Annotated in this window: 24 protein-coding genes; 12 read left to right on the top strand and 12 right to left on the bottom strand. The window is 55.2% G+C overall.

From position 1 onward, the window contains the following. Positions 1-3: 3 nt before the first annotated feature. Positions 4-597 carry a winged helix-turn-helix domain-containing protein gene (locus tag HRU87_RS00565; protein WP_173493038.1) on the bottom strand — a complete coding sequence of 198 codons (594 nt, stop codon included), beginning with the start codon at positions 595-597 and terminating at the stop codon, positions 4-6. A 305-nt stretch (positions 598-902) separates the two neighbouring features. On the opposite strand from HRU87_RS00565, the gene HRU87_RS00560 reads away from it, so the two are divergent. Beyond that, positions 903-1,739: an SGNH/GDSL hydrolase family protein gene (locus HRU87_RS00560; protein ID WP_173493037.1), complete on the top strand. Its 837-nt coding sequence runs from the start codon at positions 903-905 to the stop codon at positions 1,737-1,739. Here the strand turns inward: HRU87_RS00560 and HRU87_RS00555 are convergent. The 4 genes from HRU87_RS00555 to HRU87_RS00540 form a co-directional block, all read right to left on the bottom strand. Continuing rightward, complete coding sequence (locus HRU87_RS00555; protein WP_173493036.1) at positions 1,729-2,364, bottom strand: DedA family protein; 636 nt, start codon at positions 2,362-2,364, stop codon at positions 1,729-1,731. The two genes, HRU87_RS00560 and HRU87_RS00555, sit on opposite strands and share 11 nt — an antisense overlap. Then, complete coding sequence (locus HRU87_RS00550; RefSeq protein WP_173493035.1) at positions 2,351-3,499, bottom strand: glycosyltransferase family 4 protein; 1,149 nt, start codon at positions 3,497-3,499, stop codon at positions 2,351-2,353. The genes HRU87_RS00555 and HRU87_RS00550 overlap by 14 nt, the downstream gene beginning before the upstream one ends. A gap of 63 nt (positions 3,500-3,562) precedes the next feature. Beyond that, complete coding sequence (locus HRU87_RS00545; RefSeq protein ID WP_173493034.1) at positions 3,563-3,979, bottom strand: arsenate reductase ArsC; 417 nt, start codon at positions 3,977-3,979, stop codon at positions 3,563-3,565. An 8-nt stretch (positions 3,980-3,987) separates the two neighbouring features. Next, a complete protein-coding gene (locus HRU87_RS00540) occupies positions 3,988-4,641 on the bottom strand; it encodes an aquaporin (RefSeq protein WP_173493033.1) in 654 nt (217 codons plus the stop codon). Positions 4,642-4,713: 72 nt separating this feature from the next. Between HRU87_RS00540 and HRU87_RS00535 the strand changes: the two genes are divergently transcribed. Genes HRU87_RS00535 through HRU87_RS00515 form a run of 5 tightly spaced genes read left to right on the top strand, consistent with a single transcriptional unit; the run spans position 4,714 to position 9,357 of the window. Further along, complete coding sequence (locus HRU87_RS00535) at positions 4,714-5,052, top strand: ArsR/SmtB family transcription factor (RefSeq protein ID WP_173493032.1); 339 nt, start codon at positions 4,714-4,716, stop codon at positions 5,050-5,052. Beyond that, positions 5,030-5,569, top strand: coding sequence for a DUF4395 domain-containing protein (locus HRU87_RS00530; RefSeq protein WP_213086398.1), 540 nt, complete (start codon positions 5,030-5,032; stop codon positions 5,567-5,569). The genes HRU87_RS00535 and HRU87_RS00530 overlap by 23 nt, the downstream gene beginning before the upstream one ends. Then, on the top strand, positions 5,566-5,787 hold the full coding sequence (locus HRU87_RS00525; protein ID WP_246247282.1) for a heavy-metal-associated domain-containing protein: 222 nt from the start codon (positions 5,566-5,568) through the stop codon (positions 5,785-5,787). Before HRU87_RS00530 ends, HRU87_RS00525 begins: the two co-directional genes overlap by 4 nt. Beyond that, entirely contained in the window at positions 5,780-7,882 is a 2,103-nt protein-coding gene (locus tag HRU87_RS00520) for a heavy metal translocating P-type ATPase (protein WP_173493030.1), read from the top strand. The genes HRU87_RS00525 and HRU87_RS00520 overlap by 8 nt, the downstream gene beginning before the upstream one ends. Then, positions 7,882-9,357, top strand: coding sequence for an NAD-dependent succinate-semialdehyde dehydrogenase (locus tag HRU87_RS00515; protein WP_173494202.1), 1,476 nt, complete (start codon positions 7,882-7,884; stop codon positions 9,355-9,357). The genes HRU87_RS00520 and HRU87_RS00515 overlap by 1 nt, the downstream gene beginning before the upstream one ends. Here HRU87_RS00515 and HRU87_RS00510 read toward each other — a convergent pair. Continuing rightward, positions 9,354-9,731: a type II toxin-antitoxin system VapC family toxin gene (locus HRU87_RS00510; RefSeq protein WP_173493029.1), complete on the bottom strand. Its 378-nt coding sequence runs from the start codon at positions 9,729-9,731 to the stop codon at positions 9,354-9,356. The genes HRU87_RS00515 and HRU87_RS00510 overlap by 4 nt on opposite strands. Next, complete coding sequence (locus tag HRU87_RS00505) at positions 9,712-10,008, bottom strand: type II toxin-antitoxin system Phd/YefM family antitoxin (protein WP_173493028.1); 297 nt, start codon at positions 10,006-10,008, stop codon at positions 9,712-9,714. Before HRU87_RS00505 ends, HRU87_RS00510 begins: the two co-directional genes overlap by 20 nt. A 79-nt stretch (positions 10,009-10,087) precedes the next feature. Between HRU87_RS00505 and HRU87_RS00500 the strand changes: the two genes are divergently transcribed. Further along, entirely contained in the window at positions 10,088-10,684 is a 597-nt protein-coding gene (locus HRU87_RS00500) for an RBBP9/YdeN family alpha/beta hydrolase (protein ID WP_173493027.1), read from the top strand. On the opposite strand, the gene HRU87_RS00495 is transcribed toward HRU87_RS00500, so the two are convergent. After that, on the bottom strand, positions 10,656-11,894 hold the full coding sequence (locus tag HRU87_RS00495; protein ID WP_173493026.1) for an MFS transporter: 1,239 nt from the start codon (positions 11,892-11,894) through the stop codon (positions 10,656-10,658). The genes HRU87_RS00500 and HRU87_RS00495 overlap by 29 nt on opposite strands. Before the next feature lie 35 nt (positions 11,895-11,929). Here HRU87_RS00495 and HRU87_RS00490 point away from each other — a divergent pair, with 35 nt between their 5' ends. Then, on the top strand, positions 11,930-12,805 hold the full coding sequence (locus tag HRU87_RS00490; protein WP_173493025.1) for an SDR family NAD(P)-dependent oxidoreductase: 876 nt from the start codon (positions 11,930-11,932) through the stop codon (positions 12,803-12,805). 9 nt (positions 12,806-12,814) lie between these two features. Beyond that, complete coding sequence (gene deoC / locus HRU87_RS00485) at positions 12,815-13,495, top strand: deoxyribose-phosphate aldolase (RefSeq protein ID WP_173493024.1); 681 nt, start codon at positions 12,815-12,817, stop codon at positions 13,493-13,495. On the opposite strand, the gene HRU87_RS00480 is transcribed toward deoC, so the two are convergent. Together HRU87_RS00480 and HRU87_RS00475 are read right to left on the bottom strand one after the other, a co-directional pair. Continuing rightward, entirely contained in the window at positions 13,492-14,358 is an 867-nt protein-coding gene (locus tag HRU87_RS00480) for a carbohydrate kinase family protein (RefSeq protein ID WP_173493023.1), read from the bottom strand. The genes deoC and HRU87_RS00480 overlap by 4 nt on opposite strands. Beyond that, positions 14,359-15,249, bottom strand: coding sequence for a pseudouridine-5'-phosphate glycosidase (locus HRU87_RS00475; protein ID WP_173493022.1), 891 nt, complete (start codon positions 15,247-15,249; stop codon positions 14,359-14,361). Positions 15,250-15,454: 205 nt separating this feature from the next. On the opposite strand from HRU87_RS00475, the gene HRU87_RS00470 reads away from it, so the two are divergent. From HRU87_RS00470 to HRU87_RS00460, 3 genes are read left to right on the top strand one after another with little or no spacing between them, the layout of a single operon-like run. Next, a complete protein-coding gene (locus tag HRU87_RS00470) occupies positions 15,455-15,868 on the top strand; it encodes a hypothetical protein (protein ID WP_213086397.1) in 414 nt (137 codons plus the stop codon). A 14-nt stretch (positions 15,869-15,882) separates the two neighbouring features. Further along, positions 15,883-16,626, top strand: a complete 744-nt coding sequence (locus tag HRU87_RS00465; RefSeq protein ID WP_173493020.1) for a nitroreductase — start codon at positions 15,883-15,885, stop codon at positions 16,624-16,626. Further along, the gene (locus HRU87_RS00460) at positions 16,619-17,800 is read left to right on the top strand and encodes a cytochrome P450 (protein WP_173493019.1); all 1,182 of its coding nucleotides are present in this window, start codon (positions 16,619-16,621) and stop codon (positions 17,798-17,800) included. Before HRU87_RS00465 ends, HRU87_RS00460 begins: the two co-directional genes overlap by 8 nt. Here the strand turns inward: HRU87_RS00460 and HRU87_RS00455 are convergent. Together HRU87_RS00455 and HRU87_RS00450 are read right to left on the bottom strand one after the other, a co-directional pair. Next, positions 17,797-18,681, bottom strand: a complete 885-nt coding sequence (locus HRU87_RS00455) for a carbohydrate ABC transporter permease (protein ID WP_173493018.1) — start codon at positions 18,679-18,681, stop codon at positions 17,797-17,799. The two genes, HRU87_RS00460 and HRU87_RS00455, sit on opposite strands and share 4 nt — an antisense overlap. Further along, positions 18,678-19,586, bottom strand: a complete 909-nt coding sequence (locus HRU87_RS00450; RefSeq protein ID WP_173494201.1) for a carbohydrate ABC transporter permease — start codon at positions 19,584-19,586, stop codon at positions 18,678-18,680. The genes HRU87_RS00455 and HRU87_RS00450 overlap by 4 nt, the downstream gene beginning before the upstream one ends. Positions 19,587-19,597: the final 11 nt, after the last annotated feature.

Genomic DNA, 19,597 nt, shown 5'->3' with positions numbered 1-19,597 from the left:
AGTCTAGAGCTCCTCGATTAGGACATCGGGGTGCTTATCGAATCGGTAACCCTGACCACGAGCGGTCCGAATCACGTCTTCGTAGCCCTCAATCTTTCCGCGTAGTCTTCTGACGTGGACGTCTATGGTTCTTGCGTTCGGGGTTGGTTCTCCGCAGCGTTCCGAGATGGCCGCGATCTCCTGACGAGTCACGGTCCTGCCGGTGTTCTCAATCAGGAAGGCAAAAAGCTCAAATTCCTTGCAGGTGAGCTGAGCGTTACGGCCATCAACAAACAGGCGGCGCCTAACCAGATCAACCACCAGTCCTTTGGCGGCTTCCTGTTCGGCTGCCTTGGTTTCTTTGGTTGCGGTGGCCTTGGGCTCTTTCAGTGCAACGCGAGTGATGTCTAGGTTTCGCCCGGTTACGCCCTCCGGAGCTAAGGCCAGGGTGGCATAGGTTTCGCTGGCTTTTTCGGGGAGCAGGCGAGCGATGGTGGCACGAAGTTCGGTGGCAATTTCGGCGAGGCTCAGGCCAGCGGCCTCGGCGTCCTGCTCTGAGATTCCAACGTAGAGGGCGAAGCCTTTGGCTTCCAGCTTGGTGGTGGTGAGGTTTGTCATTTTTAGGTCCTTAGAGTGTGTGCGGAAACTGGTGCACGAATCACGTGCGTTTGTTGGGGTGCTGGTGCCGTTGGCTGAATCGAACTAGCTGGGTCGATTAGCGGCACATGCGCATGCACATACACATCGAGCAGGACATCATGGCGCTGGTAACCAGCGCGATGGACTTCACTCGAGTAGACATTGCTGAAATCATCCATAACTAAAGGTCAAAAGTCAAATTTGATGCTGAATGTTTCCACAGCGCTGTGAACATTTACCGGCAGTCAACCAACACGAGGGTTAGTGGAAACCTTTGGTTCACCATGCAAACGTTCCATGGTGTCGTGATTGGTAAGCCTTACCGCTCCTACGTGGCAATCGGAGATTCGCTCTCCGAGGGCCTGGGTGACTTCACCTTTCAAGCTGACCGCTATCACAACGGCTGGACCGATCGCCTAGCAGGCATTCTCGCCCGCGAAGCCAGCGATTCTAATTACGAATTCCACTATGCCAACCTCGCGCTCAGAGGATCCAAGCTCTCAAAAATCATGACCGAGCAGTTGCCGGCGGCGCTCAACCTTCAGCCAGACCTGGTAACCGTTATGGCGGGCTCCAATGATTTGATGTCAAAGCCCCAGTCGCTTCCAAAGCTGCGCGAACTGCTCAGGGATGGAATTGAGCAGCTGCTGGCCGCCGGCTGCGACGTAGTGGTGGCAAATACCATCAACCCGCTTCACCTTCGAGTTTTCAAGCCACTGCGACACAAAGCCGAGTTGTTTTCTACCCTGATCGAAACTGTCGCGGACGAATTTGACCTGCCGGTCCTGGATGTTTACGGAATTAGAGATTTTGAGCAGTTGGTCTTCTGGGCCGATGACATGGTTCACTTCTCGGGCCACGGCCACATCGCGATCGCCAACCAGGCCGCTGAACTGCTAAACCTCAACTACCGTTTCCCCCAGCCTGACATAAGCCAGCTCGCGCCAGTTTCGAGGGGCCTAATTGAGACGGTGCGGTGGGTTGGCAGAGACGTGATTCCATTTTTTGATCGCCGCCTCAAGGGCAAGACCTCAGGGGATGGCATGCTGCCCAAGCACCTGCAGCTAACCCCCTATGCGCCCAAGGACCAGCACCCAACCTGGGAGTTGGTTAGCGCTTAGTTTTGCGCTGGTTGATGTTCTTGGCCAGCCGATCGCGCAGCAGCTCAATGGGCAAAAGCAGTGAGGTTCCGATGATGATCAGAATCACGGTGGTCTCAAGGTTTTCCTTGATGTAAGGGATCTGCCCGAGCCAGTAGCCGGCCAGCATGAAAACCCCAATCCAGAGAGTTGCTCCCAAGAGGTTCAGTCTGGTGAAGCGCTTGATGTCCATCCGCGAGATGCCCGCGAGCATTGGAATTAGGGCCCTGAGGATCGGCACAAACCTCGCCAGCACGATTGCCCTGGTTCCATACTTCTCGAAGAACTCGTGGGTGCGGTCCAAGACTTTTTGATTCAGGATGAAGTTTCGGTTCTGCTCAAACAGCGGCGGTCCAATTTTGTAACCGACCCAGTAACCGGTTTGAGTGCCCAAAAATGCAGCCAGCCAAATCAAAATAAACCCAACCCAGTCCGGCAGCCACGCCGTTGAGGTGGCGAGGGCAAGACCGGTTAGAAACAGCAGTGAATCGCCAGGCAAAAATGAGGTGAGAATGAAAGCGGTCTCGAGAAAAATGATTATTGTGACGGCGATTGCGACGTAGTCACCAAACGCGTTGATGATTTCTTGCGCATCAAGCCAGTTCAATTTGCTCCGCTCTCAGCTCAACGGTTTGAGCCAGCGCATCTCGGTAATACTGCAAGAGTTTAGCGTTATTGGCAGCCCATGAGCGGCCCTCCACACTTCTCACAGCTCCCGTTGAGATATCGCGGCGCAAACCATCACTAGCCAAGAGCTCAGCAACGAGTTTTCGATAGGAATTTGGTTTGGTTGGATCAGCCAGAAATCCCGAGACACCGTGGCGAATCAGGTGCTTCGGGCCGCCAACATTGGGGGCGACAACCGCTAAGCCGGAAGCTTGCGCCTCCTGAATAGTCTGCCCAAAGGTTTCCTCGGTGCCAAAGTGCACGAACACGTCCATGGCCGCGTAGGTTCTTGCCAGCTCAAGGCCGCTGAGTGCACCGGTGAAGGTGACCGGGAAGCCTGCGAACTGCTCCTGTAGGCGCTCACGCTCCGGGCCATCACCCACAATCACGAACCTGGTGTTGGGGAGTCCAAAGAGCTCTGCCATGCGGTGGACCTGCTTCTCGGCCGCTAGGCGTCCGACGAAGCCCACCACCTTGGAATTGTCGGGAGCGATGCGAGACCTGATGGCTTGGGTCTCGGCATCGTCCACGTTCTTAGGGGTGAATAGATCGAGGTCGACCCCTCTGCCCCAAACCTTTACTCGACCGCCACCGATGCCTCGCAGGTACTGCGCGGTCTCCTCGGTGGGGGCGAGATTTAGAGTGGCTCCGGCGTGAATGCTGGCCACAATTCTCTCCAGCACAGGCTTGGCAAAAGCAAGGTTGTAGCGCTCCAGATATCCGGCAACATCGGTCTGGTAGATAGCAACCGTCGGCACGTTGTTGCGCTGGCCCCAGGCAATCGCTTGAGCACCGATCATGAAAGGTGCTGCGACGTGAATCAAATCCGGCTGAAATTCATCGAGGTAGCGGGTGATGCTGGGTCCGGGCATTGCAACCGGAAACTGCAGCAGCGGAAGCGCAGCGGTGGTTTGGACCTTGAACCCAAGATGCATGCTCGATGGCGAAGTTGGGGCGATGACCACCGCTTCAATCTCGTGCTGCTTCAGAGTCTCCAGGACTCTAACCACTGAGTTGGTGACGCCGTTAATCTGAGGCAAAAAGCTCTCTGTAACGACTGCAACCCTGGTGACCATCCCCAAAGGCTAGGTTTACCAGGTTTACCCGCGGTGTTTCGTGGGTAAATGTCCGCTGAACGGCTAGTTACCAGCCTTGGCGTCGATCTTGGAAATTAGGTCCTCAACCATGCCGCGAATCTCATCGCGAATTGGACGAACAAAGTCGACTCCCTGACCAGCTGGGTCAGCTAGCTTCCAGTCAAGGTAGGTCTTCCCGGGGTAGAACGGGCACTTGTCGCCGCAGCCCATGGTGATGACGTAGTCGGAGGCTAGAACTGCCTCGTCGGTCAAAATCTTTGGGGTGTTGCCAGAGATGTCAATGCCCTCTTCCAGCATGGCCTCAACCACCGCTGGGTTCACGGTGTCGGCAGGAGCGGTTCCGGAGGAGCGAACCTCTACTCGGTCTCCGGCCAGGTGCTGCAGGTAAGCGGCTGCCATCTGGCTGCGCCCAGCGTTGTGGATGCAGACGAACATTACTGATGCGATTGGGTTTGACATTTTCTTCCTTACTTAGAGCTGAATACCAATTTGAAAAGACCTAGAGCGGCTAACCCAGCAACCAGCTGGACCCCCACAAAAGCTGGAACCGAGCCCCACTCGATTCCAGTCACCGAACCAGAAAGGGCTCGGCCGAAGGTCACTGCTGGGTTTGCGAATGAGGTTGAGCTGGTGAAGAAGTGACCAGCGAGAATCCAAAGCCCTACCGCAGGAGCGATCAGCGCACCCTGATTGAGTTTTATTAGCGACAGCACAATGAACACCAGTCCCACCGTTGCAACGAACTCGCCAATCAACTGTCCAGTACCACCGCGAACCGTCCCATTGGCACCAATTACCGCCTGCTCGTACATCAGGTTTGCAGTCGCAGCGCCGGCAACGGCTCCGAGCAGTTGGAATGCGACATAGAAAATTGCATCGCGCAGCGAGATCGACTTTTGAACCAGCATCACCAGTGTCACAGCCGGGTTGAGGTGTGCTCCCGAGATCGGACCAAAGATCGAGATCACGATGAAAAGCACGGCAGCAACCGCCATGGCAATCAGTGCCAGTCCAACCGCCGGTTCGGCACCCAGGTTAGAAACCATGAAACCCGCACCGAGGACGGTGGCAACGATTCCGGCGACGCCGAGTAACTCGGCTAAATACTTTGCAAAAGGCACAGGAAGTTCCTAACTTTCATGGTTTAGGGTAGTTGAGCGCATAGATGATTATCTATCCAAGAAGGTTAACACATGGTGAAAAACATCCCGCTCGAGTTACTGGAGTGTGCCCCGACGGCGGGCTCCAGCCCACTCGCGCGCGAGCACGCCGAGACCACCGCCGCCACCCTCAAAGCCATTGCTGATCCGACCAGACTCCAGATTGTTGCAATGATCGCCAGGGGTGATCAGCAGGAGGACTGCGTCTGCAACCTGACCGGACCCCTTGGCCTAACTCAACCAACCGTGAGCCACCACCTCAAGGTTTTGGTGGAGGCTGAAATTCTGAACCGCGAGCGCCGCGGAACCTGGGTTTGGTACTCGCTCAACAAAGAACGCTGGAACCGAATTGCCGAACTCTTCAGCGCCTAAACACACCTCATTTGGGGTGCTGATTCAGGAATATGACTTTCCGGTATTCAACGAGCGAGCTATTCGCGGAGCGGCTGGACTGCTCTTTGTGCTCGGTTTTGCCGGCTGGCTAATCGCATTCACCACCGGGGATTTTTCTCTCATGAGATTCTTTGGTGCAGTGTTCATGTTCGACATGTTCCTCAGGCTTTTTGCCGGTCAGCGCTTTACCCCAAGCCTGGTGATATCAGACCTCCTCGTCAGAAACCAGCGCCCGGAATGGGTGGATGCAAAACCCAAACAAACCGCCTGGGCCATTGGATTTGTGATGGTTCTAATCGCCTGCTTCGCGATGGGTTGGCTAGGCATTCGAAATGAGATTGTGCTGGCGTGGTGTGGGCTCTGTTTATCTTTGCTATTTGCCGAAGCCGCCTTTGGTTTTTGCGCGGGATGCTGGATTCACATGAAATTTTCCAAAGACAAACCTAGGCTTTGCTCAGGAGATGTCTGCAACTACAACCACAGGGAGCACGAGTGACCAAGCTAGAAATCAAAATTGACGGAATGACCTGCGGGCACTGCGCCATGACCATCACCAACGAGCTGGCAACCCTCGAAGGTGTCATAAGCGTCAAGGTTGACCACACGGCAGGTAACGCAGTCGTTGAGGCTGAGGGCGTGAGCAACGAGCAACTCTCCGAGGCCGTGGCCGAAGCTGGCTACACCGCGACCGAATTTATCGAGCTGAATGCCTAAACCTGAACTTCTCGAACTCGATATCGAGGGAATGACCTGCACGGCATGTGCCAGGCGGGTGGAGAAGAATCTTAATCGGGTATCCGGGGTTACCGCATACGTTGACTTTGCTACTGAAAAAGCTCACCTGCAGCTGAGCACCCCGGTTGACCTAAACACCATCAAGAGTGCCGTTACAAGTGCCGGCTACCAGGTTGGTGAGGGTAGGTCTGAACTTAGTTCGCTTTTGCCAAGGCTCTGGGTGGGTGGGTTACTCTCCACCCTGGCGATGCTGCTGGGAATGGTCGAGCAGCTGAAGTTTGAGGGATCGCACCTGGTGGTTTGGGCGGCCGCCACCGTAGTTTTGGCCTACGTTGCCTACCCATTCCACAGCGCTGCAGTCAAAAACCTCCGCCACCTGGACACCACCATGGACACCCTGGTGTCACTGGGTTCTCTGGTGGCCTACGGCTACAGCGTCTACCTAATCGCCCAGGGCCACACCCACAACTACTTTGAGGTTGCCGCGGTAGTTCCAACCGTTGTGCTTTTCGGACGTTTCATTGAGGTCAGAGCCAGGCGCAGCGCGACGGATTCGGTTCGGGCACTGTTAGCAGCCATCCCCGAAACTGCAACCATCATTCGCGATGGCAATCGCGAGGTGATTGCATCCTCCGAGGTGAAGAAGGGGATGCGAGTCCTAATTGCCTTCGGGGAGCGACTGCCCGTTGATGGAACTTTGATGTCCGATTTCGCACAGCTCGATACCTCGACCCTCACCGGAGAATCGCTCCCGGCGCAGTTCAAAGCGGGCGACACCCTAAGCGCCGGAACCACAGTTGTGGGCGGAGAAATCGAAATTGAGGCTCTCGGCAGTGCTTCGGTTTCGCGACTAAGCCGCATCGCCGACCTGGTTCGGGAGGCTACCGCCCAGAAAACCAAGTTGGCCTCGCTAACCGATCGCATCTCGAGTGTTTTTGTGCCAGCTGTGATCGTGATTGCTTTAGTAACTCTGCTGCTCTGGTTAGCTTTCGGGGCTGAGTTGGACTTTGCCGTTCAAGCAGCAATTGCCGTACTGGTAATTGCTTGTCCGTGTGCGCTGGGAATCGCAGTTCCGATGTCCCTGGTGGTTGCAACCTCGGTTGGCACCAAGCGCTCGATTGTGATTCGAAACCCAGACTCCCTTCGCCTTCTCTCAAAGGTGACCAGGGTGGTTTTTGATAAGACCGGCACCCTCACCGATGGCAAGCTCAAGGTAGTTTCAGCCATCGGGTTGGGTGGGGTTTCGAAAGAACGCGCCATCGCCATGGCGGCTGCTGTAGAACGCAGTTCAAAGCACCCTGTGGCGCTGGCGATTGCTCAGCTTGATGATTCACTGGCAGCCAGCGAAACCCGAGAGATAGCGGGCCAAGGTTCTGTGGGAATGGTAGATGGTCTTAAGGTCAGCGTTGAAAAACCTGGGCAGTACACAAACCAGGTAGAACTTGACGAGGCTCTAGTGCTTGCCGGTCCCAACACCTTGGTTGTGGTGGCTTGGGAGGGTTGGGCGCATGCGCTAATTGAACTTAGCGATGAAATTAGACCCGGAGCCAAGCAGGCCGTATCCAAGCTTCAAGAGATGGGGCTTGAAACCATGTTGCTCTCGGGCGATCAAAGCGCCAGGGTCCAATTTGTGTCGGAATCACTTGGCATGGATAGCTTCCGAGGTGGGGTATCTCCAGAGGAAAAGCTTGATCTACTGAAGGCTGCCGACGAAGTGACCGCAATGGTTGGCGATGGCATCAACGATGTTGCGGCCCTGAGTGCTGCAGACGTTGGAATTGCAATGGGATCGGGAGCCCACGCGGCTCAGGCTGCCAGCGCGATAACCATTCTGGATGATGATCCGAACTCAATTGCCTTTGCCCTGAAGCTCGCCAAAAGAACACATCGCAACATTCTGCAAAATCTGGGCTGGGCTTTTGGCTACAACGTCCTGCTGATTCCGTTTGCAGCCCTGGGACTATTGAACCCGCTACTGGCTGGTACGGCCATGGCATTTAGCTCCGTGTCTGTAGTGGTGAATTCACTGCGTCTGAAGTGGCAGGATATAGGGGCACAAAGGAGTGGCAGTTGATTACCCCAGCCGATGAAAAAAGAGTTCTAGACCTAGTCCCCACCCAGCTATACATAAACGGTGTTTGGCGGGATGCCAGCGACAATAAAACCTTTGAGGTCCACGATCCGGCAACCGGAAAAGTCCTAAAGACCATCTCCGATGCCTCCTACGAAGACGGTCAGCTGGCAATCGATGCGGCGCATCAGACCCAGGCCAGCTGGGCGAAGACCGCACCCAGAGTCAGAGCCGAGCTGCTGAGAGCGGCCTTCGAAAAATTGATTTCCATGCAGGATGACTTTGCCATTCTGATGAGCCTCGAGATGGGAAAGCCATTCCTAGAGGCCAAGGGTGAAGTTGCCTACGGAGCCGAATTCCTGCGCTGGTTCTCTGAGGAGGCGGTTCGCGTCAACGGTCGCTACCAGACTGCTCCAGATGGTAAAAACCGACTAATGGTCCTCAAGAAACCGGTTGGACCAGCCCTGTTGATTACCCCGTGGAACTTCCCGCTTGCTATGGCGACCCGAAAGATTGGGCCCGCAATCGCCGCAGGCTGCACCTCAATTCTGAAACCAGCTGCGCTGACTCCGCTGACCTCTCTGCTGTTCGCCAAGGTTTTGGAAGAGGTAGGTGTCCCGGACGGAGTCGTGAACGTGATTCAGACCTCTCGAGTCTCGGAGGTAACCGGTCCAATAGTCAAAGATGCCAGGCTGAGAAAACTCTCCTTCACCGGCTCAACGCCGGTTGGCAAACGACTGATTGCCGACGCTGCAGAGCAGGTGCTCAGGGTCTCCATGGAGCTTGGCGGCAACGCACCGTTCCTGGTGTTTGAGGATGCCGACGTTGATGCCGCCGTGGAGGGCGCGATGTTGGCCAAACTTCGCAACATGGGAGAGGCCTGCACCGCAGCAAACCGTTTCATCGTCCACGAGTCGGTGGCTGGGGAGTTCTCCGAGAAACTCGCTGCCCGCTTCTCGAACCTCAAGGTGGGTCGAGGGGTTGGTGAGGGTACCAACATCGGTCCGGTAATTGATGAAAAGTCTCGCAGTGGGATCCACGCCCTAGTTAGAGACGCCACTGACCGGGGTGCGAAGCTACTGACCGGTGGTGCAATCCCCGAGGGTGAAGGATTCTTTTATCCACCAACCGTGCTGGTCTCAGTGCCCGAGAGCTGTGAAATTTTGCAGAATGAGATTTTTGGACCGGTCGCTCCCATCTGCACCTTCAGCACCGAGGACCAGGCGGTTCAGATGGCAAACAACACCGAATATGGTCTAGTTGCCTACGCCTTCACCAAGGACCTCAACCGTGGACTGAGGTTGGCCGAGCGCCTAGAAACCGGAATGTTTGGACTGAACACCGGCTTGGTCTCCAATCCGGCCGGACCGTTTGGTGGCGTAAAGCAATCCGGTTTAGGCCGCGAGGGTTCCCTCGAGGGAATCGAAGAGTACCTGGAGACCGTTTACGTCGGCATTGCCGACCCCATGGCTTCCTAGCTGGTCAAATCAATCACATTGCTGAGTCCAGCCTCAACAATTTCTAGATCTGCCGTGACGAAGGTTAGCCCTCGGTTTTTGGCCTGAGCAAACAGCAGAATGTAAAAGGGGTCCCTGGTTGGCAACTGCACAAGTCCTTCTAAATCTGCTGCCGTAAAGGGAATCTCCCTGAAACCCAGTTTCACAAGAGTCTTCGCTCCGAAACCAAGTCGAAAACCAATGATTCGGGCTTCTTTCAACCTAAGCTCAGCCAAGCTGAGTGAGGAAAAGTGCAGCTCACTTCGATCCAGAAGGGCCCTGGTCTTTGGCCCGATCTTTCGCGAGTTGGCCAAGTATGCGATCAGGGCGTTTGAGTCAAGCAGCAGGCTGCTCATTACTCTCCTTGGCCAGAAGCTCCAAAAGCATCTGATTCTTGCGGGAAAGGTTTTCCTCCCAGCCCACTCCAGGCCGCGAGAGGTTCTCGCTGCCGGTTAGCTCAGGAATTATGGGGATAAATTCTCCAAGTTTGGGCCTTGGTGTTTTTGTCTCGGGGGTCAGCCGTGCAACCCGAACGCCGTCGCGAGCCAAAATCACCTCTTCACCGCTCTCCATAAGTTCGATCAACCTGGAGAGCTTGCTTTTGGCCTCGTGCATATTGAAAACGTAGGTCATGAGTGAATTGTAACTTAGCTAAGGCTAGCTAAGTAAGTGCCGATTGAAGACTGTGGATAACTTCACCTAACCTTTTACCGTGAAGAAAGTACTTCTGCTACACGGTTGGACCAACAAGCGGCCAGAGGGTCACTGGCTCAGAATTACTGCCGCTGCACTCAGAACCCAGGGCCACCAGGTTTGGTATCCGCAGTTTCCCAACCCCGACACCCCAAACCCCAATGACTGGCAAGAGCTTCTTCGTCAGGAGGCCAACATGATGGATGAGGTTGACGGAGGAGAAAAGATTGCAATCGCCCACTCGCTCGGGACCATCAATTGGCTCCACGGTGCGATGACCAACCTCTTCAATAGGCCCTTTGATCGAGTTTTACTGGTGGCAATTCCAGATCCGGTGATGACCTCTGATGCCTCCGGAATCGAGGGGGAACCCATGAACTTCTCAGTCCCCGGGCTTGCTGAGGCAGTTCTTCAATGGGGCAGTGATGTATCGGCAGTTGCAAGCGACCAAGATCGCTGGCAGCCCAACGGCATTGATTTTTACCGGGGCCTCAATATCCAGTCCACGCTGTTCCCCGGCGCGGGCCACTTTTCCCTCGATGATGGCTGGGGACGCTGGAGCGGTTTAGAGGCCTGGGTTGAAAGTGCTAATTCTCAAGACCTGATGCGGCGCTGAACTGCGGGTCAACCGCACTCCGCCTGCGATGCAGCGTGCTGAGCAGAACCAGTAGTACCAGGGCCATGGCACCAACCGCCATGCTGACCGTCACAGCCAGCTGAGCGCTGACAATGAGCATGGCGGTGATCAGCGTCGGGCTGAGCGCCGAAACAATCTTGGATGGCATCATGATGTAGCCCTGGCGCTGGCCGTAGCGATCGGAACCAAAGAATAGAAGCGGCAGTGATCCTCGAACATACGGGTTCAGGCCAACTCCAACTCCCTGAAGTATTACAAACCACAAAATTGCACCCTCACCAAAAATCATCAGGAGAGCGACGCCCAGCGGGTGAGCGACTATTGATATCCCGGCTATCTGCATCGGTCCCAAGTACTTTCCAACCAGCATCAGCAGAACCCGAGACAGCACCTGAGCTGGGCCCAACACCACCGAGGCCAACAGCACCAAGTTGGTGTCCGCGCCCAATCCCCCAACCAAAACCGGAAGCGTGGTGTTGATACCCGTCACGATGAAGCCCTCCAGGGCAAAAATCAGGGCAAATACCAAGGTGAGCGGATCGAGCTTGAACCTGCGCCGCATAACTTTTTTGATTGGCCCGGTGACCGCGGGAACCTCACGGGTTTCAACCCTCGGAAGCGAAAGGTGAATCGGCATGGCAACAAAAATGTGCATGGCGGCCCAGAACCAAACTGCACTCTGCCAGCTAAATTCAGCCAGCAGATAACTGGTGAGTGGCCAAGAGATGCTGGATGCAAAGCCAGAAAACAGAGTAATTCCAGCAATTACCGGATTGGCTTTTTGCCCGAGGTGCCGAACGGCGGTCGCGAAAGCTGCGTCGTAGTTTCCAACCGAGGCTCCGAGTCCGGTAATCATCCAGGCGGCAAACAGCATCCAAACCTCAGAGGACATTGCCATCAGACTCAAACCAGCGGCAAAGACGATATTGCCAATCGGCATAACTCTTCGACCACCGAATCGATCTATGGCCCTGCCGACCCTCGGTCCAACCAGGCCTGCAACCAAAAGCGAGAGCGTGAATGCCCAGAAGAAGATGTCCTGGCTTATGCCGAGGGAAGCGGAAATAGGGACAGCCAAAATCGCAGGTAGGTAGAACCCCGAGCCCCAACCGATGATCTGGGGTATGCCTAATTTGAGCATCAAGGACGTGGGGAGCTTCAAATTAGCCTGCTTCGAGCGGTATTCCATTAGTTTATCCAGACCTTTTGAGGTAACTTCTTGGTGTGAATCCCCACGCAATCATTACCGGTGCCAGCTCTGGCCTTGGTTTGGCCTCGGCCAACGCTCTGGCTGAGAAGGGCTATGACCTGACTCTGATTGCCCGCGGGGCGCAGCGCCTTATAAACGTGTCGGATTCGCTGAGGTCGCAATACCCCAACCTGCAAATTCGCGAGGTGGTGCTAGACATCTCAAACCTTGACACCGTGCGTGAATTTGCCAACCACGTGAATCAACCAGTGGATGTTCTCATGAATAACGCCGGGCTGATGGGACCAGATTTTTCGCTTTCCATCGAGGGCATCGAATCCCAGATGGCCACCAACCACATCGGGCACTTCCTGCTCACCGCCCTGCTCTGGGGAAGGCTCAATGAGGCTAGAGACCCAAGGGTGATTTCTCTGAGCTCGGTGGTGCACCGAAAAGGCAAAATCAATACCGCCAGCATCGAAGAAATCCGAGGCTCTAACCCTGCCAGCTACAACCGTTGGCAGCGCTACGCGGACAGCAAGCTCGCTTGCCTGTATTTCGCCAGGGAACTAGATCTGCGGGCTAGGCTCACCGGCTCAAAGGTGAAGTCCATAGCTGCTCACCCCGGCTGGGCCAGAACCGGTCTGCAGGCAAACTTCCCCCACCCACTTGATCCCATGGCGCAAGATGCTCAGACCGGTGCTAGGTCCCAAATCCTGGCGGCGGTGGATGCGAATCTGAAATCTGGAGATTTCATCGGTCCCAAATTTGAACTCTGGGGCGACCCAAAAAACATCCGAGGGTCTCGACGCAGTAGAAACTTACAAATCTCTGCGGCGCTGTGGAAAACCAGTGAGGATCTCACGGGAATAAGGTTTCTGCCGGATTCCACCCCCAAGCCCAGCTTCTAGACTTAGCTCATGACCTACCGAGGCTTTTCCCGCGAACAAATCGCAAGCTACATCGACCACACCGTGCTAAAACCCGCGGCCTCCGCAAAGGATATTGAAAAGGCGGTAGAAGTTGCCTTGGAGGCCAACGTGGCGGCAGTTTGCTTTAGGCCCTCAGACCTGACCCTCGCCAAGCAGCTCCTGGGCGATTCCGCACTGGGGCTGGCAACTGTGGTGGGGTTCCCACACGGAACCAATGAGACTGCCGTAAAGGCTTTTGAGACCAAACTTGCCGTGGCTCAAGGGGCCACCGAAATCGACATGGTCATCCACTACGGTCACCTGATCGAAGGTCTCGATGCTCAGGTTCAAGGCGACATAGCCGCCGTTGTGGAAGCTGCCCAGGGCGCGCTGGTGAAGGTGATCCTGGAGACTTCAGAGCTCACGCATGACCAAATTGTCAGAGCTTGCGAATTGTCCAGGGCAGCCGGTGCTCACTACGTGAAGACCTCCACCGGGTTTGCCTCCGGCGGAGCCACCCCTGAGATCGTCAAGCTCATGGCCACAACCGTCCCAGAGCTCGGGGTCAAAGCTTCGGGCGGCATCAGGACTTTGGATCAGCTAATCGACATGGTTGAGGCTGGCGCCACCAGGGTTGGTGCCTCTGGAACCGCGGCCATCCTGCAGGAGTTTGACGCTAAGTCAAACTAGTTAGAGGTTGGCCTACCGCCAACAACCGTGACCGCTTTGGCGGCAAACCTAACAGCTGCTTGGGCGGATGTGCTCAGGCTGTTGCCTCCAAGAATCTGCTCCAACAACTTCGCCGCAAAGGCGTCGCCTGCGCCAGTGGCGTCAACTATGTCTGCTGGGATCGCCTCGACCAATTCGGTCTCCTCACCTTGCGACAGCTGAACACCAACTGAACCAAGAGTCAAAGCGACCATCGGGAATCTCCTTGCCAGCAAACCCGCGATGACCGATGGTGCTGACTCGGCCGTGAGAATTCTGCCCTCTTCCAGCGAGGGCGTTACAAGGTCCACGCCTTCGAGTCTGTTTAGAAATTCCAGTACCGAGTGGTCGGCAATGTAGCCGGCGGATCCCGGGTCACAAACCACCAGCCCAGGCCTTGCTCTCTCAAACAGACTCTTGAGATCTTTGGCCGCCTGATCCAAAACGGAATAACCGGAAATGTAAAGCGCATCACCAAACCACTCAAGGTCAATTTGGTTTAGGTCAAGGTATTTATTGGCTCCGCGATCGGTTAGAAACGACCTGGTTTGACCCTCGACCAAAACCACAATCTTGCCGGTTTGGTGAATCGAATCCGATTGCAGGTGAGGGATCACACCAAAGGCAGCGAGAGATTCAGAGTGCCGCTCCAGATCCGCTTGCCCAACCCTGCCAACGAAGTGAGTCTCAACACCCAGGCTTGCAAGCCAGCAGGCAAAGTTAGCCCCCGAACCCCCGGGAGCACTGGTTATCTCACTTGTGGTGTCGGTGTCATTTCGAATCAGCCCAACCGGGCGAACCAAAATGTCATCAATCACATCGCCAATGACCAGCACCTTTGGCATTTAGAGTCGGCACCACGCGGTTGCGATATCGGCAGCCACCGAAACGTTGTTTCGTGCCAAATCGAGATTCACCTCGAGGCTCTTGCCGCCCGAGGCTTCGACGATGTACTGAAGTAGGAACGGCGTGACATCCTTACCCCTTACTCCAGCAGCCTCGGCAGCAGCAAAGGCGGTTGCCAGCACCCGGTCATGCTCTTGCTTTTCCCAGGCCTTTTCAGTTGGCACTGGATTAGCAACCACGATGCCGCCCTGGCTTGAGCGTGCCTGCATGATTCGGGCAATTTCCTCAGCGGAATCCGCCTGGTACTCGAGTGTGAAGTCTGATTTTTCCAACCAGAAACTTGGGAAGATGTTGGTTTTGTATCCGATGACTGGGACACTCAAGGTTTCCAAGCGCTCCAGCGTTGCCGCAATGTCTAGCACGCTCTTTACTCCGGCGCTAACCACTGCCACCGGAACCTGAGAAACGATGGTCAAGTCTGCCGACTCGTCAAAGGTTTCATTTGCTCCGCGGTGCACACCGCCCAGTCCGCCGGTGGCGAAGACTCGAATCCCGGCCTTGGCAGCCAAAAATGCTGTGGCGGCAACCGTGGTTGCCCCGGAAAGACCCTTGGCAGCGAGAATGGGCAAATCGCGGACCGACGCCTTGGCTATGTCTTGGTTTGCAATTACATCCAGGGCGGCTTCGTCCAAACCAATGTTTGGAACGCCGTTGATCACGGCAATGGTTGCCGGAACCACGCCCTTGTCCCTCAGAATCTGCTCGAATTCAAGCGCTGCCTCGTGGTTTCGAGGCCTTGGCAGTCCGTGGGAGATGATGGTGGATTCCAGCGCTACAACGGGACGGTTGCTGTTCAAGGCATCTTGAACATCGGAGTGGATTTTGATCACTTGAGATTACCCTCTGGTTCTAATCAGTTACGAAAGCTATTCCGGCTGAGGTGAGCTCCTCTGGCGGAATTCACGACCACTGTTTGTAGGGTGAAAGAATATTTTACCGCCTGGGAACACTTGCGTGGCTCAAGCACTAGCGTTTATCCGATAGAGCAGAGGCAGCATGAAAAGACCGTGGTTACTCACCCCCAAGGGGCAAAGAGTGAGCATGCTGGTTGGAGTAGTGCTCTCAATAATCAGCCTGATTCCCCTGGGCTTTCAATTTCAACTTGAGGCAAACCGGCGCGAGGTCTCACAGCTCGAACTTGGCAAGACCGTTTACTACCCTCAGCAGTCCTGGGGCAGCATCGAAGAGCTCGATGGCCTGGAGGTTCTCAGCGAGCCAACCCTGGTTGAAAATGAGTTCGCAACCACCGTCACCTATCAGGTGATAAACCACGGCAGGCTTGAGGGCAAGCGAGAGGTTTGGGCCAAAATCTACAGCCCGGAGAACAAACTCCGCGAGGGCATGAAGATTTGGTTAGAGCTCAAACCCAAGGGCAGAAACTCACTGATTTTTACCTTCACCGGAACCGCTACCGAGTTCTCGCAGAGCCGGGTCGAACTGGGTTTTTAGCGTAGTGTGGTGAGGTGCCCGAAAACCTCACCGCCGAGCAGTGGCGTAGCTTTGTAGCCTCTCGCAGGACCACTCGAGACTTCCTTCCAACGCCGGTTCCTCAGGAGCTAATCGATCAACTTTTGACCGACGCCATGACGGCCCCTTCCTGGTCTAACACTCGACCCTATCTGGTTGCGGTTGCCTCGGGTCAGGCCAGAGATCGAATCTCAACAGAGCTCCTAAACCGCTGGGACAGCGCCGCTAAGGCGCTGGCCGGAGGACTCTGGGGCAAGATCAAAATCTTTATCACCAGGTACGGGCTGCCGCAGAGCGATTACAAGGTCAACCGAAAATACCCGGCGGAACTCAAGCCGAGAAGCGCGAGGGTTGGAGCAGAGCTCTACGGTCTGTTGGGAATTGCAAGAGATGACCATGAGGCTAGAAGAGCCCAGTGGGGGAGGAACTACGAATTTTTCGGAGCCCCGGTGTCACTGTTTATTTTCACCCACCGCGGCCTGGGGGAATACTCGGTATCGGATGCCGGACTAATGATGCAGAACCTTATGCTCTCTGCCCACGCTCACGGACTCGGCACCTGTGCCCAGGGTGCAACTGCTCTGTGGGCCAAGCCAATTCGAGATGAATTCAACATCCCCAAGGATTACAACCTGCTATGTGGGATTGCGTTGGGCTACCCCTCCGATGACAAGGTCAATACCTTCAAAGCTGACCGCCTCCCCATAGAAAAAATCAAACTGCTTCCAAAAAATGCTTAGTTTCCAAGATCCAGAGTTCGTTCAAGATCCCTACCCGGCGCTCAAAGAGCTGCGCTCACACCAAAGACCGATTTGGAGTGAAGAGCTGGGAGTCTTCCTAGCCGCCACCTACTCGGATGCGAATGCGGTGCTGCGAAACCGCTCGTTGGGACGAATCTTTGAACCCAAGGCTCCGGCCGAACAGTGGGATACCTTTAACTGGTTGCACGCGGACTCAATTTTGGACTCCGAGCCTCCCAAGCACACTCGGCTTCGCTCACTGGTTATGAAGGCGTTCAACCCAAAGCGCATCGAGCAGATGCGGCCGGATGTTGAGCGCATCACAAACCAGCTGCTCGATGATGCTCGAGAGAAACTTGCCGGTGGGTCTTTTGACCTGATCGCAGATTTTGCCGAACCGCTTCCGGTTAGAGTCATTGCTTCAATGCTCGGGTTTCCCGCCCAGGAGGAACACCTGCTGAGACCTTGGTCGCAAGCGATTGTCAAGATGTATGAGGTTTCACCCAGTGAGGAAGACAAGTTAGCGGCCCAGCGGGCCTCGAGCGAATTTGCTGACTATGTCCACAGCCTCATGGTCGAGAGAAAACAGCACCCTGGAACGGATCTGATTTCTGAACTGGCCGCAGTCGAGGAAGACGGCGAAAAGCTCAACGCTCACGAGCTGATTGCAACCTGCGTACTGCTTCTCAATGCCGGGCACGAGGCAAGCGTGAATGGATTCGGTAATGGCTTTGTGGCGGCGCTAAACACCCCCGAGCAAATGCACTTGCTGCTCACGCAGCCTGAGGAACTCGCCGCCACCGCAGTGGATGAATTCTTAAGGTTCGATGCCCCGCTGCACCTGTTTGAAAGAACCGCGACCCAAACCACTGAAGTCGGCGGCGTGGTGATTGAGCAGGGGCAGAAGATTGCGGCACTACTGGGGAGTGCGAATCGAGATGAGAGCGTCTTTAGAGATGCTGAGTCGCTCGATCTAAAAAGAGATCCAAACCCTCACATCGGTTTCGGAGCCGGCATCCACTTCTGCATTGGAGCGCCTCTGGCTCGAATGGAAATGACCACCGCACTACCCATGGTGATGCGAAGGTTTCCAAACATTGAATTGGTTAGCGAGCCAAAGCGACGCCAAACCTTTGTGTTGCGAGGCTACGAAGCGGTTTTGGTGAGCGCTTAGCCCTTGGTGGCGCCCAGGGTCAGACCCGAGACAAACTGCTTGCGCAGCACAAAGAAAACCAAAAGCGTTGGAACGGCTGCAATCATGGCTCCAGCTGCCAGCAGGTTGTAGTCGGTTACGAACTCACCCTGCAGTCGACCAAGTGCCGAGGTGATTGGTCGCTTGCTGTCGGTGGACATAAGAACCAGCGCCCAGAAGAAGTCGTTGTAGATCCAGGTGGTCATCAGCACACCGAGCGAAGCCAGCGGCGGTCTAAGTAGCGGCAGCATGACTCGGAAGAAGTGGGTGAACACGGAAGCCCCGTCAACCATTGCCGACTCTGAAATCTCTTTTGGAATCGTCTTCATGTAGGAGCTGAGGACGAAGGTGGCAAAGCCCATCTGGAAGGCAACGTGAATCAACACCACGCCCCACGGGGAGTCATACAAGATCCTGCGATCGCCAACCAAATCACCGATGGCCAAATACATCTTGAATACCGGGATAAACACCAGCTGGGCGGGGAGCATGTTTCCGGCTGTGAAGAGCAGCAGCATCGCAACGTTGAATTTGAATGAATATCTGGTCACCACAAAGGCCAGCAGAGAACCGAAGAACAGGGTGAGGAAGACTGCCGGAATGGTGATGATCGCGGTGTTGTAGAAGTAGCGCGCCAAGTCCATGCGCTCAATAGCGTCAACGTAGTTGTCGAAGTTCAGTTCGCTCGGCCAAGACAGTAGGCCGTTGGCACGAATGTCCTTGTAGGGGCGAAGCGAGGAAAACAGCGTCCAGACGATCGGGAAGAGCCAAACCAGAGCAAAGATTCCAATGAAGACCGAGATGATGCGATCTTTGATGATTTGCGAGTTCTTGGTCTTCTTGTCTTTCACAACCGAGGTCATCGGACATCCTCCTTGAACTGCTGCTGGAGGTAAGCGATGATCGGGACAATCGAAAGCAAGAACAAAATTACCGCGTAGGCAGCACCCTTCATGGAGGCTCCCTCTCCGGCAATGTTTTCAAAGACCAGCACTCCCAGAATGGGCAAACCACCGCGCCCACCGTAGATGATGTAAACCATGTCGAAGGCCCTGAGGGACTCGATGATGGTGATCACGATCACGATGATGTTGACAGGTCCCATCGCAGGGAAAATTACTTTCTTGAAGGTTTCCCACTCAGTCGCACCGTCAATCGCGGCTGCCTCGCGCAGCGTCATGTCAATTGCCTTTAGGCCAGCTAAGTAAAGCAGCATGATGTAGCCGATGTGGCGCCAGGAAGCCATGACCAAGATCACCCAGAGGTTGTAGCGGTCATCGCCAAAGAAGGAAATTGCCTCCGAAATGGGCAACCCCATTAGCCCGTTCACAAAACCGTCGGGGCGAAGCAGGAAGTTCCAGATGATTCCGATTACCGCTAGTGAAAGGACAACCGGCAGGTAGTAGGCGGACTGGTAAAAAGTGTGGCCGCGGATCTCGCGGTCAATTTGATAGGCCAGCAAGATGCCCAGCGGGGTGGCGATCAATGCGAACCAAGCCAACCAAATTACGTTGACTCGAACGGCCTCCCAGAACCTGGGGGTTTCAAAAAAGATGTTTTCGTAGTTTGCCAACCCGGCCCACTGGATATCCGAGATGTGGATACCTGTCCAGTAGGTGAAAGAGAGAAAAATGGTGGCGAGCGCCGGAAACCAAACCAGCGCGATGTGAATGAAGGTTGGGACTCCGATGAAGAATCCGAGGGTTACCTTGTCCCTGCCAGAAAAGGTACGGCGGCGACGTGACTTAGTTGTCTCCGTCGCCGCCATACTCTTCACTG

It is taken from the genome of Aquiluna borgnonia (assembly GCF_013283855.1).
Classification (GTDB): domain Bacteria; phylum Actinomycetota; class Actinomycetes; order Actinomycetales; family Microbacteriaceae; genus Aquiluna; species Aquiluna borgnonia.
This window is presented reverse-complemented; position numbering and strand designations above follow the sequence as displayed.

Excerpts from the sequence above, each read along its gene's own strand:
- HRU87_RS00560 (WP_173493037.1), top strand. The coding sequence starts at position 903 with ATGCAAACGTTCCATGGTGTCGTGATTGGTAAGCCTTACCGCTCCTAC.
- HRU87_RS00510 (WP_173493029.1), bottom strand. The coding sequence starts at position 9,731 with ATGAGCAGCCTGCTGCTTGACTCAAACGCCCTGATCGCATACTTGGCC.
- deoC (WP_173493024.1), top strand. The coding sequence starts at position 12,815 with ATGACCTACCGAGGCTTTTCCCGCGAACAAATCGCAAGCTACATCGAC.
- HRU87_RS00545 (WP_173493034.1), bottom strand. The coding sequence starts at position 3,979 with ATGTCAAACCCAATCGCATCAGTAATGTTCGTCTGCATCCACAACGCT.
- HRU87_RS00460 (WP_173493019.1), top strand. The coding sequence starts at position 16,619 with ATGCTTAGTTTCCAAGATCCAGAGTTCGTTCAAGATCCCTACCCGGCG.
- HRU87_RS00495 (WP_173493026.1), bottom strand. The coding sequence starts at position 11,894 with ATGGAATACCGCTCGAAGCAGGCTAATTTGAAGCTCCCCACGTCCTTG.
- HRU87_RS00480 (WP_173493023.1), bottom strand. The coding sequence starts at position 14,358 with ATGCCAAAGGTGCTGGTCATTGGCGATGTGATTGATGACATTTTGGTT.
- HRU87_RS00565 (WP_173493038.1), bottom strand. The coding sequence starts at position 597 with ATGACAAACCTCACCACCACCAAGCTGGAAGCCAAAGGCTTCGCCCTC.
- HRU87_RS00520 (WP_173493030.1), top strand. The coding sequence starts at position 5,780 with ATGCCTAAACCTGAACTTCTCGAACTCGATATCGAGGGAATGACCTGC.
- HRU87_RS00450 (WP_173494201.1), bottom strand. The coding sequence starts at position 19,586 with ATGGCGGCGACGGAGACAACTAAGTCACGTCGCCGCCGTACCTTTTCT.
- HRU87_RS00455 (WP_173493018.1), bottom strand. The coding sequence starts at position 18,681 with ATGACCTCGGTTGTGAAAGACAAGAAGACCAAGAACTCGCAAATCATC.
- HRU87_RS00535 (WP_173493032.1), top strand. The coding sequence starts at position 4,714 with ATGGTGAAAAACATCCCGCTCGAGTTACTGGAGTGTGCCCCGACGGCG.
- HRU87_RS00550 (WP_173493035.1), bottom strand. The coding sequence starts at position 3,499 with ATGGTCACCAGGGTTGCAGTCGTTACAGAGAGCTTTTTGCCTCAGATT.
- HRU87_RS00505 (WP_173493028.1), bottom strand. The coding sequence starts at position 10,008 with ATGACCTACGTTTTCAATATGCACGAGGCCAAAAGCAAGCTCTCCAGG.